14 protein-coding genes are annotated in these 16,115 nt (G+C 72.8%); 11 read left to right on the forward strand and 3 right to left on the reverse strand.

Annotated features, from left to right (window positions below; all coding sequences use genetic code 11):
• Positions 1-68: 68 nt before the first annotated feature.
• Positions 69-740 carry a response regulator gene (locus tag ACWC0C_RS36590; protein ID WP_449200522.1) on the forward strand — a complete coding sequence of 224 codons (672 nt, stop codon included), beginning with the start codon at positions 69-71 and terminating at the stop codon, positions 738-740.
• Positions 741-815: 75 nt separating this feature from the next.
• Positions 816-1,997: a cytochrome P450 family protein gene (locus ACWC0C_RS36595; protein WP_450868587.1), complete on the forward strand. Its 1,182-nt coding sequence runs from the start codon at positions 816-818 to the stop codon at positions 1,995-1,997.
• A 34-nt stretch (positions 1,998-2,031) separates the two neighbouring features.
• Here ACWC0C_RS36595 and ACWC0C_RS36600 read toward each other — a convergent pair whose 3' ends face one another.
• Positions 2,032-3,048 (reverse strand): Gfo/Idh/MocA family protein, encoded by a 1,017-nt coding sequence (locus ACWC0C_RS36600; protein WP_450868589.1) that lies wholly within the window; start codon positions 3,046-3,048, stop codon positions 2,032-2,034.
• Positions 3,049-3,178: 130 nt separating this feature from the next.
• On the opposite strand from ACWC0C_RS36600, the gene ACWC0C_RS36605 reads away from it, so the two are divergent.
• From ACWC0C_RS36605 to ACWC0C_RS36640, 8 genes are all read left to right on the forward strand, one after another.
• The gene (locus ACWC0C_RS36605) at positions 3,179-3,916 is read left to right on the forward strand and encodes a GntR family transcriptional regulator (protein ID WP_449200563.1); all 738 of its coding nucleotides are present in this window, start codon (positions 3,179-3,181) and stop codon (positions 3,914-3,916) included.
• A 164-nt stretch (positions 3,917-4,080) separates the two neighbouring features.
• Entirely contained in the window at positions 4,081-5,085 is a 1,005-nt protein-coding gene (locus tag ACWC0C_RS36610; protein ID WP_450868590.1) for a sugar ABC transporter substrate-binding protein, read from the forward strand.
• Entirely contained in the window at positions 5,082-6,110 is a 1,029-nt protein-coding gene (locus ACWC0C_RS36615; RefSeq protein WP_450868591.1) for an ABC transporter permease, read from the forward strand. The genes ACWC0C_RS36610 and ACWC0C_RS36615 overlap by 4 nt, the downstream gene beginning before the upstream one ends.
• On the forward strand, positions 6,107-6,877 hold the full coding sequence (locus ACWC0C_RS36620) for an ATP-binding cassette domain-containing protein (protein WP_450868593.1): 771 nt from the start codon (positions 6,107-6,109) through the stop codon (positions 6,875-6,877). The genes ACWC0C_RS36615 and ACWC0C_RS36620 overlap by 4 nt, the downstream gene beginning before the upstream one ends.
• Before the next feature lie 138 nt (positions 6,878-7,015).
• Entirely contained in the window at positions 7,016-8,161 is a 1,146-nt protein-coding gene (locus ACWC0C_RS36625) for an ROK family glucokinase (protein WP_449200528.1), read from the forward strand.
• Positions 8,158-8,742 (forward strand): sugar kinase, encoded by a 585-nt coding sequence (locus ACWC0C_RS36630; protein WP_449200529.1) that lies wholly within the window; start codon positions 8,158-8,160, stop codon positions 8,740-8,742. The genes ACWC0C_RS36625 and ACWC0C_RS36630 overlap by 4 nt, the downstream gene beginning before the upstream one ends.
• A 97-nt stretch (positions 8,743-8,839) precedes the next feature.
• Positions 8,840-11,683, forward strand: coding sequence for an SNF2-related protein (locus ACWC0C_RS36635; protein WP_450868595.1), 2,844 nt, complete (start codon positions 8,840-8,842; stop codon positions 11,681-11,683).
• The gene (locus tag ACWC0C_RS36640) at positions 11,680-14,142 is read left to right on the forward strand and encodes an SWIM zinc finger family protein (RefSeq protein WP_450868596.1); all 2,463 of its coding nucleotides are present in this window, start codon (positions 11,680-11,682) and stop codon (positions 14,140-14,142) included. The genes ACWC0C_RS36635 and ACWC0C_RS36640 overlap by 4 nt, the downstream gene beginning before the upstream one ends.
• 79 nt (positions 14,143-14,221) lie before the next feature.
• Here the strand turns inward: ACWC0C_RS36640 and ACWC0C_RS36645 are convergent, their stop codons facing one another.
• On the reverse strand, positions 14,222-14,737 hold the full coding sequence (locus tag ACWC0C_RS36645) for a transglycosylase SLT domain-containing protein (RefSeq protein ID WP_449200532.1): 516 nt from the start codon (positions 14,735-14,737) through the stop codon (positions 14,222-14,224).
• Between the two features lie 388 nt (positions 14,738-15,125).
• Here ACWC0C_RS36645 and ACWC0C_RS36650 point away from each other — a divergent pair, with 388 nt between their 5' ends.
• Positions 15,126-15,554 (forward strand): hypothetical protein, encoded by a 429-nt coding sequence (locus ACWC0C_RS36650; RefSeq protein WP_450868597.1) that lies wholly within the window; start codon positions 15,126-15,128, stop codon positions 15,552-15,554.
• A gap of 88 nt (positions 15,555-15,642) precedes the next feature.
• On the opposite strand, the gene ACWC0C_RS36655 is transcribed toward ACWC0C_RS36650, so the two are convergent.
• On the reverse strand, positions 15,643-16,101 hold the full coding sequence (locus ACWC0C_RS36655) for a nuclear transport factor 2 family protein (protein WP_450868599.1): 459 nt from the start codon (positions 16,099-16,101) through the stop codon (positions 15,643-15,645).
• Between the last annotated feature and the right edge of the window lie 14 nt (positions 16,102-16,115).

Genomic DNA, 16,115 nt, shown 5'->3' on the forward strand with positions numbered 1-16,115 from the left:
TGGCAACCGCGACGCCGTGCGCCGATACGGCCCCCACGCGCCGCCCACACCGTGATTACGTAAGGCCCATGAAGCCGATCAGACTCCTCCTCGTCGACGACGACCCGCTCGTCCGGGCCGGACTGGCCCTGATGATCGGCGGGGCCGAGGACATCGAGATCGTCGGGGAGGCGGCCGACGGCGCCCAGGCCGGGGAACTCGTCTCGCGCACCCGGCCGGACGTCGTCCTCATGGACATCCGGATGCCGTCGGTGGACGGGCTCACCGCGACCGAGCGGCTGCGCGCCCGGCCCGACGCTCCGCAGGTCGTGGTGCTCACCACCTTCCACGCCGACGAACAGGTGCTGCACGCCCTGCGCGCGGGCGCCGCGGGATTCGTGCTGAAGGACACCCCGCCCGCCGAGATCGTCGACGCCGTGCGCCGGGTCGCGGCCGGCGATCCGGTCCTGTCGCCCGCCGTCACCCGGCAGTTGATGCGGCACGCGGCCGGCAGCGCCGCCGACGCACGCCAGGCACGCGCCCGCTCGCGGCTCGCCGTCCTCAACGACCGTGAACGCGAGGTCGCCGTCGCCGTCGGCCGCGGCCTCACCAACGCGGCGATCGCCGCCGAACTGTTCATGAGCGTGGCCACCGTCAAGACCCATGTCTCCCGCATCCTCGCCAAACTCGGCCTCGACAACCGGGTGCAGATCGCGCTGCTCGCGTACGACGCGGGATTCCTGGAGGAGGACGGGCACTGACCGGGTGTCCCGGACGTTGTCGGTGCACGGGGTGCTGTCTGGCCTCGGGGGCCGCAAGGGGAGGACGGGAAGGTCATGGAGCCGATCGATCTGGGGGAGTACGGCGACGAGCTGCGCCGGAGCCCGCACGCGGTGTACGCCCGGCTGCGCGAGCGGGGCCCGGTCCACCGCGTCCGCCCGCCGGGCGCCGACGAGGGCTACGCGAGCTGGCTCGTCGTCGGGTACGAGGAGGCGCGTGCCGCACTCGCCGACCCCCGCCTGTCCAAGGACGGAAGCCGGATCGACGTGCGTTTCCTCGACGAGGACATGATCGGGCCGAACCTGCTGACCGTCGATCCACCGCAGCACACCCGGCTGCGCGGCCTCGTCGCCCGCGCCTTCACCATGCGCCGGGTGGAGCGGCTGCGCCCGCGTGTCCAGCAGATCACCGACGACCTGCTGGCCGAGATGCTCCCGGCCGGCCGCGCCGACCTCATAGGCTCCCTCGCCTACCCGCTGGCCATCACCGTCATCTGCGAACTGCTCGGCGTCCCCGAGATGGACCGGGACGAATTCCGCAAACTGTCGACGGAGACGGTCGCACCGACCAGCTCGCAGAGCGAGTACGACGCGGTCGTCCGCCTCGCCGGGTATCTGACCGAGCTGATCGAGGACAAGCGGTGCGCAGGTCCGGCCGACGACCTGCTCAGCGAGCTGATCCGCACCACCGCCGAGGACGGCGACCGCCTCTCGCCGGAAGAACTGCGCGGCATGGCCTTCCTGTTGCTGATCGCCGGCCACGAGACCACCGTGAACCTCATCGGCAACGGCGTCCTGGCCCTGCTCACCCACCCCGGCCAACTCGCCGCCCTGCGCGCCGACATGGGCCTGCTGGACGGCGCGATCGAGGAGATGCTGCGCTACGAGGGCCCGGTGCAGACCGCCACGTTCCGCTATGCCGTCGAGCCCCTGGAGATCGGCGGAGTCCGGATCGAACGGGGCGAGCATGTGATGGTCGGCCTCACCGCCGCCCAGCGCGACGGCGCCCGCTACGCCGAACCGGACCGCTTCGACATCCGCCGCGACCCGCGCGGCCACCTCGCCTTCGGCCACGGCATCCACTACTGCCTGGGCGCACCCCTGGCCCGCCTGGAGGGCCGCACGGCCATCGGCACGCTCCTCCGCCGCGCCCCCGCCCTGACCCTCGACACCCACCCCGACGAATGGCTCCCGGGCCTGCTGATGAGAGGCGTCCGCAGGCTGCCGGTGCGTTGGTAGCCGCCGCCCCGCCGAGGTCGACGGCGGGCCCGGGCTACGACGCCCGGGGCCGGTCCGGGATCTCGGCCAGGGGCACCGGGCGCCGCTCCCGCCGGGAGAGCTCGCAGGCCTCGGCCACCCGAAGGGCCTGCAGGGCCTCGTGGCCGTCGCACGGGTTGGGGCGCTCGCCGCGGATCACGTCCACGAAGGCGTTCAGCTCGGCCTCGTACGCGGGCCCGAACCGCTCCAGGAAGCCCGTCCACGGCTTGTCCGCGGGCGGCGGCCCGGTCGGCTCGGTCGACGCGAGCGGGGTGCGGTCGTCCAGGCCCACCACGACCGTGTCCCGCTCCCCGGCCAGCTCCATGCGCACGTCGTACCCGGCGCCGTTCAGCCGGGTCGCCGTGGCCGTGGCGAGCGTGCCGTCGTCCAGCGTGAGCAGCGCCGCACCCGTGCCGACGTCGCCGGACTCGCGGAACATCGCGGGCCCGGCGTCGGACCCGGTGGCGTACACGTCGGTCACCTCACGGCCCGTCACCCAGCGCAGCACGTCGAAGTCGTGGATCAGCGTGTCCCGGAACAGGCCACCGGACAGCGGCAGCCACTCGGCCGGAGGAGGGGACTGGTCGCAGGTCATCGCGCGTACGGTGTGCAGCCGGCCGAGCCGTCCCGAGCCGACGGCTTCACGGGCGCCGGCGTATCCCGCGTCGAAGCGCCGCTGGAACCCCATCTGCAGGACCGTTCCCGCCGTCTCCACCTCGGTGAGCGCCTGCAGCGTGCCCGGCAGGTCGAGCGCGATCGGCTTCTCGCAGAAGACCGGCAGACCCGAGCGCGCCGCCCGGCCGATCAGCTCGGCGTGGGCCGGCGTCGCCGTGGTGATCACCACCGCGTCCACGCCCCACTTGAAGATCTCGTCCACCCCCGGCGCCACCGTCTCGCCCAGCCGGTGTGCCAGTCCCTGCGCCCGCGCCGGATCCGCGTCCGTCAGGATCAGCGATCCGACCTCGCGGTGACGGCTGAGCGTTCTCGCGTGAAGGGTGCCGATGCGGCCCGTACCGATGACCCCGATGCGCATGGAAACAAAGTGAGGGCGGAGCCCGTACGCTGTCAATGCGCATGTCCGGACAACCGGACTACACAACTTCCCGTCAACCGATCACGGGACTACGCTCGAGCCCGTGCCGAAACCAGATGTGGACCCGACCGTGTCGCTCGACCTCCGTGTGGACCGTAGCTCCCCGGTGCCGTTGTACTTCCAGCTCTCCCAGCAGCTGGAGGCCGCCATCGAGCACGGCACCCTCACCCCGGGCAGCCTGCTGGGCAACGAGATCGAGCTGGCCGCGCGGCTCGGTCTGTCCCGGCCGACCGTGCGCCAGGCCATCCAGTCCCTGGTTGACAAGGGACTCCTCGTGCGCCGCCGCGGCGTCGGCACGCAGGTGGTGCACAGCCAGGTCAAGCGCCCGCTGGAGCTGAGCAGCCTGTACGACGACCTGGAGGCGGCCGGCCAGCGCCCCGCGACCAAGGTCCTGGTCAACACCGTGCTTCCGGCCTCCGCCACCGTCGCCGCCGCGCTCGGCGTCCCCGAGGGCGGCGACGTGCACCGCATCGAGCGGCTGCGCCTCGCGCACGGCGAGCCGATGGCCTACCTGGTCAACCACCTCCCGCCCGGCCTGCTCGACCTGGACACCGCCCAGCTGGAGGCCACCGGCCTGTACCGGCTGATGCGCTCCGCCGGGATCACCCTGCACAGCGCCCGCCAGTCCATCGGCGCCCGCGGGGCCACGGCCGCCGAGGCCGAGCGGCTCGGCGAGGCCGAGGGTGCCCCGTTGCTCACGATGCAGCGCACCACCTTCGACGACACCGGCCGCGCGGTCGAGTTCGGCGACCACACCTACCGGCCGACGCGCTACTCCTTCGAGTTCCAGCTGCTGGTCCGGCCCTGACCGGCGACCCAGGTTCTGTCGCAATGTCCGGACAATCGATCGGGCAGATGATCCCCGGCTGTGTCATGAGTGTCACCGGTGTTCGATACTGGAGCGTTTGGGGCCGCTGAGCTGATCACGGCCCCTTCCGTACGTACGAACACAGCGAGAAGGGGCACTGCCTCGTGGCACGGTTTCGGACCTGGGCGGTCATCGCGCTGACAGGGGCACTTTCGCTGTCCCTGGCAGCGTGCAGCAGCACCGGAGGCAAGCGGGCCGAGGACGCCCGCAAGGCCGCCGCGGCCCAGGGGAGGGCGGCGGTGAACACCCCGCGCTGGACCTTTGCGATGATCACCCACTCGGGAGACGGCGACACGTTCTGGGACATCGTGCAGAGCGGCGCCAAGCAGGCCGCGGTGAAGGACAACATCGACTTCCTGTACTCGCACGACGCCCAGGCCCAGCAGCAGGCGCAGCTGGTGGACGCGGCCGTGGACAAGAAGGTCGACGGCATCATCGTCACCCTCGCCAAGCCCGACGCCATGAAGGCCGCCGTGGCCCGCGCCGAGAAGGCCGGCATCCCGGTCATCACCGTGAACTCCGGCTCCGAGGCGTCCAAGGCCTTCGGCGCCCTCACCCACATCGGCCAGGACGAGACCATCGCGGGCGAGGCCGTGGGCGACGAGCTGAACAAGCGCGGCCGGAAGAAGGCCTTGTGCGTGCTGCACGAGCAGGGCAACGTCGGCCACGAGCAGCGCTGCGACGGCGTCGCCAAGACCTTCCGCGGCACCCTGCAGAAGCTCTACGTCAACGGCACCAACATGCCCGACGTCCAGTCCGCCGTCGAGGCCAAGCTCCAGGCCGACCGGTCCGTCGACTCCGTCGTCACCCTCGGCGCGCCCTACGCCGACACCGCCGTGAAGGCCAGGGCGGACGCGGGCAGCAAGGCCGAGATCGACACGTTCGACCTCAACGCCCAGGTCGCCGCCGAACTGAAGGACGGCACCCTCGGCTTCGCCGTGGACCAGCAGCCGTACCTCCAGGGCTACGAGGCGGTCGACCTGCTGTGGGCCTACAAGTACAACGGCGACGTCCTGGGCGGCGGCAAGCCGGTCCTGACCGGTCCGCAGATCATCACCAAGGACCAGGCCTCCGCGCTGGCCGCGTACACCGAGCGGGGCACCCGATGAGCGCGACCAGTGACGAAAGGATTCTGCAGACCTCTCCGCTGAAGAAGCTCCTCTCCCGCCCCGAACTGGGCTCGGTCGTCGGCGCGCTCGCGGTCTTCGCCGTCTTCGCCTTCGTGGCCGACGGATTCCTGCGCGCCGCCAGCCTCAGCACGGTCCTGTACGCCTCCTCGACCATCGGCATCATGGCCGTACCCGTGGCCCTGCTGATGATCGGCGGCGAGTTCGACCTCTCGGCGGGCGTCCTCGTGACGTCCTCCGCGCTGGTCTCGTCGATGTTCAGCTACCAGATGACGGCGAACACCTGGGTCGGCGTAGGGGTGTCCCTCCTCGTGACGCTGGCTGTCGGCGCCTTCAACGGCTTCATGCTCACCCGCACCAAGCTGCCCAGCTTCATCGTCACGCTGGGCACCTTCCTGATGCTGACCGGCATGAACCTCGGCTTCACCAAGCTGATCGACGGCACGGTGTCGACGAAGACCATCGGGGACATGGAGGGTTTCCCCTCCGCCCATGCCCTCTTCGCCTCGACCCTCACCGTCGCCGGCGTCGACTTCAAGGTCACGATCCTGTGGTGGCTGGGCCTGGTCGCCCTCGCCTCCTGGATCCTGCTGCGCACCCGCGCCGGCAACTGGATCTTCGCCGTCGGCGGCAACGAGGACGCGGCCCGCGCGGTCGGTGTTCCGGTGGCCAAGACCAAGATCGGCCTCTACATGGGCGTGGCCTTCGGCGCCTGGGTCTCCGGCCAGCACCTGCTCTTCTCCTTCGACGCCGTCCAGTCCGGCGAGGGCGTCGGCAACGAGCTGATCTACATCATCGCGGCCGTCATCGGCGGTTGCCTGATCACCGGCGGCTACGGCAGCGCGATCGGCTCCGCCGTGGGCGCCCTCCTCTTCGGCATGACCAGCAAGGGCATCGTCTTCGCCGAGTGGAATCCCGACTGGTTCAAGTTCTTCCTCGGGGCGATGCTGCTCCTCGCGACCCTGCTCAACGCCTGGGTCAAGAAGCGCGCGGAGGTCAACAAGTGACTCTCGTCCAGCTGGCCGGCGTCAGCAAGCACTACGGCACCGTGCGGGCCCTCGAAGACGTCTCGCTGGAGGTCGCCCCCGGTGAGATCACCTGCGTCCTCGGCGACAACGGGGCCGGTAAGTCCACCCTGATCAAGATCATCGCGGGCCTGCACGAGCACGACGGCGGCACGCTGAGCATCGAGGGTGAGGAGACGACCCTCTCCTCCCCGCGTGAGGCCCTGGACCGCGGTATCGCCACGGTCTACCAGGACCTGGCGGTGGTCCCCCTCATGCCGGTCTGGCGCAACTTCTTCCTCGGCTCCGAGCCCCGCAAGGGCGCCGGTCCCTTCAAGCGCCTGGACACCGACCTCATGCGCCGCACCACGCGCGAGGCGCTGCTGCGCATGGGCATCGACCTGAGGGACGTCGACCAGCCCATCGGCACCCTCTCCGGCGGCGAACGCCAGTGCGTGGCGATCGCCCGCGCGGTCCACTTCGGCGCGAAGGTCCTGGTCCTGGACGAGCCGACGGCGGCACTGGGGGTGAAGCAGTCCGGTGTGGTCCTCAAATATGTGGCCGCGGCACGGGACGAGGGCCTGGGCGTTGTCTTGATCACCCACAACCCCCATCACGCGTACCTGGTGGGGGACAGGTTCGTGCTTCTGCGGAGGGGCACGATGGTGGGCAATTACACACGGGACGAGATCAGCCTGGACGAACTGACCCAGCAGATGGCCGGCGGGTCCGACCTGGACGCTCTACGCCACGAACTGCGGCGTGGTTAAGGGGCGCGGGGCCGCAGCGAGCAGTGGCTCCGCGGCGCGCGAGCAATCACGATGCACGCCGCGGACGGCGATGCCCGCGCGCCCCCCTGCCCTCGCTCGTACAACAGCCTTACCCGTGGTGAGGCAGAATCGAGCGCGATGAGCACCTACCGCGACCTCACCGCCCCCATCGGCTCCCGCCGAGCCCCGGTCCTGCGAACCGTCGGCACGCGCGAGCGCCGGTCACACCTGACCGCGCCCCGCGTGCCCACGGTCGGCATCGACATCGGCGGCACCAAGGTCATGGCGGGCGTCGTGGACGCCGACGGCAACATCCTGGAGAAGCTCCGCACGGAGACCCCGGACAAGTCCAAGAGCCCCAAGGTCGTCGAGGACACCATCGTCGAACTTGTCCTGGACCTCTCCGACCGGCACGACGTGCACGCGGTCGGCATCGGCGCGGCCGGCTGGGTCGACGCCGACCGCAACCGCGTCCTGTTCGCGCCCCACCTGTCCTGGCGCAACGAACCGCTGCGCGACCGCCTGAGCGGTCGCCTCTCCGTGCCGGTCCTCGTGGACAACGACGCCAACACCGCCGCCTGGGCGGAGTGGCGCTTCGGCGCGGGCCGCGGCGAGGACCACCTCGTCATGATCACGCTCGGCACCGGCATCGGCGGCGCCATCCTGGAGGACGGCCAGGTCAAGCGGGGCAAGTACGGCGTCGCCGGTGAGTTCGGCCACATGCAGGTCGTGCCCGGCGGACACCGCTGCCCGTGCGGCAACCGCGGCTGCTGGGAGCAGTACAGCTCCGGCAACGCCCTCGTGCGCGAGGCCAAGGAGCTGGCGGCGGCGGACTCCCCGGTGGCCTACGGGATCATCGAGCACGTCAAGGGCAACATCGACGACATCAGCGGCCCGATGATCACCGAGCTGGCCCGCGAGGGCGACGCCATGTGCATCGAACTGCTCCAGGACATCGGCCAGTGGCTCGGCGTCGGCATCGCCAACCTCGCCGCCGCCCTCGACCCGTCCTGCTTCGTCATCGGCGGCGGCGTCTCGGCCGCCGACGACCTGCTCATCGGCCCGGCCCGGGACGCCTTCAAGCGTCACCTCACCGGCCGCGGCTACCGCCCCGAGGCCCGCATCACCCGCGCCCAGCTCGGCCCCGAGGCGGGCATGGTGGGCGCCGCCGACCTGGCCCGGCTGGTCGCCCGCCGGTTCCGCCGCGCCAAGCGCCGCCGGGTGGAGCGGTACGAGCGCTACGAGCGGTACGCCCAGGCCCGTCGCGACCGGGACACCGCATGACCGCGTCGCTGCCCCGCCAGGCCGCCCCGCCGGACGAGCCGCGCCGCCGCCCCGCCGAGGCCCCCCGGCACAAGGCCAGGCGCCGCGGGCTCACCCTGCTGATCATCGGGCTGCTCATCGGCGTCCCGGCCGGCTACCTGGTGATCTCCGCCAACCAGAGCCGCAACAGCGGCAAGGACAAGGAGGCGAAGTACTCGGCGACCGGCCTCACCGAGGGCATGCCCTCGAAGGTGCAGCGCCGCCTCTACCAGGTGGCCGTCCCGCACCCCGCCGACTCCGTCGCCTCCTACGAGACCAACAACTGGAAGACCAGCCGCCTCTACGTGCAGTTCCGCACCAACGCGGCCGGCCTGGACAGCTTCCTGCAGACCACGGGCACCCGCCGCGACGAGCTGAAGAAGGGCGACATCGCCATCAGCGCCCGCGATCAGAACGTCAGCGGCTGGCGCTTCACCGGCCCCGGCCCCTGGTGGGGACTCACCCACGCGCAGAAGAACCCGGCGCCCACCCAGGACGTGATCGTGAACATGTCCGACCCGAACAACCCGATGGTCTACGTCGTCTCCCGCACGGTTCCGTGACCGGGAGGCCCCGGCCGGTCCCGGGACCGATTGTCAGACCCCGCCCGTAGAGTCGAAGACGTCTGATCCGGGACACGGGCGGGAGGTGGCAGGACGTATGAGCGGTGGCGGCACGGCAGCGGTGGCCGAGCGCACGGGCGACTTGGGGCAGGCCGGGAACCGGGTGCCGGTGCGCCTCGCGTCCGTCTACCTGCCCGCACCCCTCCCGCGCGAGGGCCGCATCGCCTTCTGGGACCCCGACGGAGGATCCGTCGAGGGCGACACCGCCGAACTCACGGTCGTACGACGTCACGGTGCCACCGTCCGCCGCCGGCAGGTGCCCGCGCTGACTCTGCCGCTCGCCGAGGCCCTGCCGCTGCTGGTCCGGGCCCGCCGCGACCCGGCCGCCCATCCGGCCACGGCCTGCTGGGGAGCGGCCGCACTGCACGCGCTGCGGCTGGTCGCCCGCGGCCGGCTGCTGCCGGGCCTGACCCCGGCCGGCCACGACGCCTGGCGCGCGGGCCCGCTGGAACCCGCCGACATCGCCCACCTGCGCGCGGTCGCCGCGGCCCTGCCCCCCGAGGGCCACGCCGTGCCGCTCCCCGACCCCGGCCCGCTCCGGCTGCCCGAGCCGGAGGCCCTGATCCGCTCCTTCCTGGACGCGGTCGCCGACACCCTGCCGCGCACCCCGGCCGCCCCGTACACCTCCGGCCGGCCCTTCGCCGCCCGCGAGCCCGTGGCACTGCCGCAGGCCCACGCGTGGGCGGCCGAGGTCGCCGCGGGCATGGACGCGGGCGTACGGATCTCGCTGCGCCTGGACCTGTCCGCGTACGAGGTCTTCGACGCCGACGCGCACGACGGCGCCCGTGCCGCGGGAGCGGCCCTCGTGCAGGTGCACAGCCTCGCCGACCCCACCCTGGTGGCCGATGCCGCGGCCCTGTGGGCGGGGGAGGCCGACACGGCGTTCGGGCCGCGCGCGCGGGTGGACGCCGCCCTCGCGGTACGGCGCGCGGCCCGCGTGTGGCCGCCCCTGGACCGGCTCGCCGAGCAGGAGGTGCCGGACGTCCTCGCCCTGTCCGAGGAGGAGCTGGGGGAACTGCTCGGCGTCGCCGCCACGCGGCTGGCCGCCGCCGGGGTCGCCGTGCACTGGCCCCGGGACCTCGCCCGCGACCTGACGGCCGCCGCGGTGGTCCGCCCGGCACCCGGCTCGGCCACCGACGGCACCGGCTTCTTCGAGAGCGAGGAACTGCTCCAGTTCCGCTGGCAGTTGGCCCTCGGCCAGGATCCGCTCAGCGAGGCCGAGATGGACGCCCTCGCCGAGGCCCACCGTCCGGTCGTACGGCTCCGGGACCGCTGGGTGCTGGTCGACCCGGCCCTCGTCCGCAAGGCCCGCAAACGCGAACTGGGCCTGCTCGACCCGGTCGACGCGCTGTCCGTCGCCCTCACCGGCACCGCCGACGTCGACGGCGAGACCGTGGAGGCCGTCCCGGTCGGCGCCCTCGCCGCGCTGCGCGACCGCCTCACCACGGGCCTGGGCCCGGCCGAACCGCCCGCGGGGCTGGCGGCCACCCTGCGCGACTACCAACTGCGCGGCCTGGCCTGGCTGGACCTCATGACCTCGCTCGGCCTCGGCGGCTGCCTCGCCGACGACATGGGCCTCGGCAAGACCGTCACCCTCATCGCCCTGCACCTGAAGCGCGCCCGCCCCGAGCCGACCCTCGTGGTCTGCCCGGCCTCCCTGCTCGGCAACTGGCAGCGGGAGATCACCCGGTTCGCGCCCGGCGTCCCCGTCCGCCGCTTCCACGGCCCGGACCGCACCCTGCACGGCCTGGAGGGCGGCCTCGTCCTCACCACGTACGGCACGATGAGGTCGGCCGCCGCCCACCTCGCCGACCACCCCTGGGGCATGGTCGTCGCCGACGAGGCCCAGCATGTGAAGAACCCGTACTCCGCCACGGCCAAGGCGCTGCGCACGATCCCGTCACCGGCGCGCGTGGCACTGACCGGCACCCCGGTGGAGAACAACCTCTCCGAACTGTGGGCCCTGCTCGACTGGACGACCCCCGGACTCCTCGGCCCCCTCAAGTCCTTCCGCGCCCGGCACGCCCGCGCCGTGGAGAACGGAGAGGACCAGGAGGCCGTCGACCGACTGGCCCGCCTGGTACGGCCGTTCCTGCTACGGCGCAAGAAGTCCGACCCCGGCATCGTGCCCGAACTGCCGCCCAAGACCGAGACGGACCACCCGGTGCCGCTCACCCGCGAGCAGGCCGCGCTGTACGAGGCGGTGGTGCGCGAGTCGATGCTGGCCATCGAGACCGCCGAGGGCATCGCCCGCCGCGGCCTGGTGCTGAAGCTGCTGGGCGCCCTGAAGCAGATCTGCGACCACCCGGCGCTGTACCTGAAGGAGGAGACGCGCGCCGACCGGCTGGTGGCCCGCTCCGGCAAACTCGCGCTGCTGGACGAGCTGTTGGACACCGTCCTCGCCGAGGACGGCTCGGCGCTCGTCTTCACCCAGTACGTCGGCATGGCCCGCCTCATCACCGCGCACCTCTCGGCCCGGGCGATCCCGGTCGACCTGCTGCACGGCGGCACCCCGGTCCCGGAGCGCGAGCGCATGGTCGACCGCTTCCAGACCGGCGAGAGGCCGGTCCTCGTCCTGTCCCTGAAGGCCGCGGGCACCGGCCTGAACCTCACCCGCGCGGGCCATGTCGTCCACTTCGACCGCTGGTGGAACCCGGCGGTCGAGGAACAGGCCACCGACCGTGCGTACCGCATCGGCCAGACCCAGCCCGTCCAGGTCCACCGCCTGGTCACCGAGGGCACGGTCGAGGACCGCATCGCCGAGATGCTCGCCGCCAAGCGGGCCCTGGCCGACGCCATCCTCGGCTCCGGCGAGGCGGCCCTCACCGAACTGACCGACCGCGAGCTGTCCGACCTCGTCTCCCTCCGGAGGACACCATGACGTCCACCGACGCCCACCGCCCCGCCGACACCGCCCGCCGCGCCCTGCGGGCAGCACGCGAGCGAGCCGAGGCCGAGCGGACGGGAGCGGTGGCGTTGGGCGTGCCGGGGGAGGGGGCCGAGTGCGGGCCCGGGGTAGTCGAGGGTGTGGCCGACCGGGTGAAGGCCATGTCCGACGGCTCTGTTCAGCGAGCGTCGGGTGCGGAGGAGGGGCCTGTCCAGTGGGCGGCGGGTCGGTCCGAGGGGACGGCGTTCGACGCGGCGGAGGCCGTGGAGGCGGAGGCCGCGTCCGCACCGGCTGGGGCCGCGGCGGAACGCCCTGCCACGGCCAGCGGGCCGAGGCCCGGTGATGCGGCGCGCGCGGCACTCAGGGCCGCGATGTCCGCACGGCGGGGCGATGACGAGGCTCCGAGGACGGCTGCTTCCCCGTGCCGGGGCGAGGACGAAGCCGAGTCGGCCACGGACTCCGCACCGGCAGCCGTCTCCGCACCGACCCCTTCCGCTGCACCGGCCGCTGCTTCTGCACCGGCCACCACCCTCGTATCGGCCGCTGCTTCTGCACCGGCCACCACCCCCGTACCGACCCCCGCTTCTGCACCGGCCCCTGCCTCCGTACCGGCCCCCGTCTCACCACCGGACAGTGCTGCCGCGCCGTCGGGCGTGACCGCCGCGAGTCAGGCCGAGGCTCCCGGGAAGGTCACGAGCGTGCCGCGGGCCCGCCCCGTCGCCCAGGCGGGCGGGCGTCCCGCCGACGCCGCGCGGGAAGCGCTGCGTGCGGCCCGGCGGGAGGCGTTGCGGGCCGAGGAGGACGAGGCCGCTCGGCGCCGGACGCGGGAGGGGAGGGCCGCAGAGCCGAGGGCTCGGCGCGAGGGGCGTATCGCGGGAGGCTCCGGCTCCTCGGCTCCCCGTACTCCTTCCGCATCCGAACCGGACCACGCCTCTCGGGCCTCGCGGCTCAAGGCCGTTCAGGACATGCGGCACTACCTCGCGAACGCCTTCCGGATGCCGACGTGGTCCGACACCCCGGAGGAGGAGACGGACGTTGTCGGCGTCGGCGACATCACCGGCACCACCGAGCCGCGCTCCCCGATCCCGCCCGAGTCCCGTACTCCGGCGTCGGCTTCCCCCGGACCGGTCGCCGGAGCCGAACGTGGTGGACCCGCCGGCCCGCCCCCGCGCGTCCCGACCACCATGGCCACCCCCCACCGCGACACCGAACTGCGCCGCACCTTCCCGGCGTTCCCGCCCCGCGAGGGCGGTGCCGAGAGCGCGCCGTTCGCGGCGACCTGGTGGGGCAACGCATGGGTCGCGGCGCTGGAGCAGGGCGCCCTGGATCCCAAGCGGCTGGCGCGCGGACGCGGATACGCGGACCAGGGCCACGTCGACGCGATCACCGTGACGCCGGGGCTCGTGCTGGCGTACGTGCGGGGGAGCCGGCCCCGCCCGTACCGGGTCCAGATGCGGGTCCGCACGCTGGAGGACGACGACTGGGCGCGCTTCCTGGACGCGGCCGCCGACCGGCCGGGGCACATCGCCGCGCTGCTCGACAAGGAGCTGCCGCAGTCCCTCGCCGACTGCGGTGTCCCTCTGCTGCCCGGCCCCGGCGACCTCGTAGGGCGCTGCAGCTGCCCCGACTCCGGGCATCCCTGCAAGCACGCGGCCGCGCTCTGCTACCAGACGGCACGGCTGCTCGACGCCGACCCGTTCGTGCTGCTCCTGCTGCGCGGCCGGGGCGAGAAGGACCTGCTCGACGCGTTGTCCCGGCGCAGCGCCGCCCGCGCGGCTCGCGCCGCCCAGGAACGCCGGCCGCAGTCCCTGCCCGGCGTACGCGCCGCCGATGCCCTCGCCCCGCGTGAGCTCCCGCCGCTGCCACCACCGTTGCCCGCGCCCCCGCACCCCGAGCAGCCCCCGGTGTACCCGGCGGCGCCCGGCGGCCCGGACCCCTTCGCACTGGACCAGCTGGCGACCGACGCCGCCGCCCGTGCCCATGCGCTGCTCGGCACCGGCCGCGACCCGGTAGGCGAGCTGACCCTGTGGCAGGACGCGGTGCGCCTGGCCGCGGCCCGCCCGGGCTCCGGCCTCACGGCCACCACCCGCACCCTGTACGCCACGCTCGCCACGGCCGCCGACCGTACCCCGGCCGACCTCGCCCGTGGCGTCGCCGCCTGGCGCCAGGGCGGGCTCGCGGGGCTGGCCGTCCTGGAGGAGCCGTGGGACCCGCCGGCCGGGCGTTTCGACCGGGCCCGTCCCCTGCTGCTCGCCGCCGACCTCCCGGCGTTCCGCCCCTGGCGCAACCGCCTCACCCACCCGCGCGGTCACGTCCAGCTCCGCCTCGGCCGCGACGGCCTGTGGTACGCCTACGAGTCGGAACCGGACCAGGACGACTGGTGGCCCCGCGGCACCCCGGACCTGGACCCGGTGGGCGCCCTGACCGGCCTCGGCACCCCGGACGACGCCTGACCGCCTGCGCGCGAGAAGGCCGGTGCCGGCAGCGGTTGTCGCTGCCGGCACCGGCCTTCCGGTGCTGGGGTCTGCCGACTCAGTAGGCGGAGTTGACGTTGTCGATGGAGCCGTAGCGGTGAGCGGCGTAGTTGGCGGCCGCGGTGATGTTGGCCACCGGGTCGGTGATGCTCTGAGCGGTGCCGGAGACGTGGTAGGCGTTGAACGTCGGGTCGATGACCTGGAGGAGACCCTTGGAGGGGGTGCCCTGCTTGGCGTTGACGTCCCAGTTGTTCTGGGCGGCGGGGTTGCCGCCGGACTCGCGCATGATGTTGCGCTTGAGGCCCTCGTAGCTGCCCGGGATGCCCTTGGCCTTCATGATGCTCAGCGACTGCTTGATCCAGCCGTCGAGGTTGTTGGTGTAGCCGGCCTTGCCCTGGGAGCTGGTGGCGTCGTTCGAGGAGGCCGTGACCACCGAGGAGGTGTGCACCTGCGTCGCTTCGGCGGCCTGTGCGGTCGTCGGCATCAGGGTGAGGGCGACGGCTGCCGCGCCGGTGGTGGTGATGCCGGTGAGGGCGAGGGTACGCAGGCGGGCGATGCGGGTGCGGGTGGTCATGGTCAAAGGAACTCTCCACGGAGGGACGTCGTCGGTGTCGGCCGGCCGCTGTCGGTCGCGGTGGCGTGGGGCGGGGCCCCGTGCTGCATCGGGAGTGGACGGATCCGGCGGAGTCCCGCTCGGCCCGGCTCGTGGGTCCCGGCAACGACAGCAATGTTTAACGGCGGGTCGACCGGCGCGCAATGATGTGACGTACTACCCGTCTACGGAGAAAAGCATGAAATCGGACATTGCGCTGATATTTGTGCAGCTCAGACATGGCGCGGGTCTACGATTCGGGCTAGGACGTGATCTGCGTCCTATGGGTGGCGTCACACCCACGACCTCGCTGCCGGGGGCTCGACGTCGACTCGCGTCGCATCGGGCAGGCGGGGAGACGTGGGAAGCCGTGGGTCTCGCCGACGGACTGACGTACTCCACGCGTATCTCCGGCACCCCGGGGCTGCTGACGATAGACCTCTGCACTACGACAGGCACCGGCGAACAGCGCCACACCGACTGCTTCGGTGTGTTCCGTTCCGACGACCACCATGTGCCGGTCCAGCGGGACACGGGCGGCCTCTGCTACCTGGTCGGGGTGGCCCCGACAGCCGGGCGGCCGGCTGGGATCTGCGCCTGCGTGGTGGCACTCGTCGCCGGCCTGGCCTCCTTGTGCGGCGCGTTCTCCACCGCCATGCCACGGCTGGGCGGCCGGGTCGGCGCGGCCTTGTGGTCACCGGGCGCCGGCCGGATGCCGGCCCGGCTGCTCAAGGCGTGCGGAATCGGTGTCGCCCTCTTCGGCGTGACGGGCGTGATCGGATGGCTGGCCCCGCCCTGATCCCGGCGGTGTCGGCAGAGGTCACCCCGCGACTCCGCGGGAGGCCCTGACCCTGCCTCCCGCGGAGCGCGCTGCCACGGCGTGGCCGTCAGCTCTCGATCAGGCGGTGGAACTCGACCGTGTCGAAGATGTCCTCCATGCGGACCGCCAGTCCGTCCCGCAGCACCCAGGAGTGGACGAACGACAGGGTCGCCGAGGTACCGCGCACCGAGGTCACCTCGCGCACGCCGAACACCGCCACCCGGTCGCCGGCGGCCACGAACTCCCGGGGCTCCAGGCGCATTCCACCGAGCACGGTGGGGACGCGGGCCAGGAACTCCTTGACGCCGGTGTGTCCCCGCTTGGTGCCGCCGAGGCCGTACCCGGCCATGCCGTCCGGGTGCACCCACTCGACCTCCGGGTCCAGGGTCTGGAGCAGCGCGCCCACATCACGGGCGCGGAACGCCTGGTAGGCGCGCCGGATGAGCCGCAGATTCCGGTCGGTCGTCATTGCCGTTGCCGTTGCCGTTGCCGTTGCCGTGGTCGTCTTCGTCATTGTCGTCGCCATGCCGTCCGTCCTTG

The organism is Streptomyces sp. NPDC001709 (assembly GCF_053596375.1).